Annotated in this window: 1 rRNA gene; it reads left to right on the top strand. The window is 52.9% G+C overall.

The features are described from left to right. Window positions 1-1,025: ribosomal RNA gene (locus tag AX755_RS21620) — 23S ribosomal RNA — on the top strand; the annotation flags it as partial.

Here is a 1,025-nt window from a genome sequence, read left to right as displayed (position 1 = left end):
CACTATCGTTAACTGAATACATAGGTTAACGAGGCGAACCGGGGGAACTGAAACATCTAAGTACCCCGAGGAAAAGAAATCAACCGAGATTCCCCCAGTAGCGGCGAGCGAACGGGGAGCAGCCCAGAGTCTGAATCAGCTTGTGTGTTAGTGGAAGCGTCTGGAAAGTCGCACGGTACAGGGTGAAAGTCCCGTACACGAAAATGCACAGGCTGTGAACTCGAAGAGTAGGGCGGGACACGTGGTATCCTGTCTGAATATGGGGGGACCATCCTCCAAGGCTAAATACTCCTGACTGACCGATAGTGAACCAGTACCGTGAGGGAAAGGCGAAAAGAACCCCGGCGAGGGGAGTGAAAAAGAACCTGAAACCGTGTACGTACAAGCAGTGGGAGCACCTTCGTGGTGTGACTGCGTACCTTTTGTATAATGGGTCAGCGACTTATATTCTGTAGCAAGGTTAACCGTATAGGGGAGCCGAAGGGAAACCGAGTCTTAACTGGGCGTTAAGTTGCAGGGTATAGACCCGAAACCCGGTGATCTAGCCATGGGCAGGTTGAAGGTTGGGTAACACTAACTGGAGGACCGAACCGACTAATGTTGAAAAATTAGCGGATGACCTGTGGCTGGGGGTGAAAGGCCAATCAAACCGGGAGATAGCTGGTTCTCCCCGAAAGCTATTTAGGTAGCGCCTCGTGAACTCATCTTCGGGGGTAGAGCACTGTTTCGGCTAGGGGGCCATCCCGGCTTACCAACCCGATGCAAACTACGAATACCGAAGAATGTTATCACGGGAGACACACGGCGGGTGCTAACGTCCGTCGTGAAGAGGGAAACAACCCAGACCGCCAGCTAAGGTCCCAAAGTCATGGTTAAGTGGGAAACGATGTGGGAAGGCCCAGACAGCCAGGATGTTGGCTTAGAAGCAGCCATCATTTAAAGAAAGCGTAATAGCTCACTGGTCGAGTCGGCCTGCGCGGAAGATGTAACGGGGCTAAACCATGCACCGAAGCTGCGGCAGCGAC

This window comes from Enterobacter sp. SENG-6, assembly GCF_001605945.1.
In the GTDB taxonomy this organism is placed as follows: domain Bacteria; phylum Pseudomonadota; class Gammaproteobacteria; order Enterobacterales; family Enterobacteriaceae; genus Enterobacter; species Enterobacter cloacae.
This window is presented reverse-complemented; position numbering and strand designations above follow the sequence as displayed.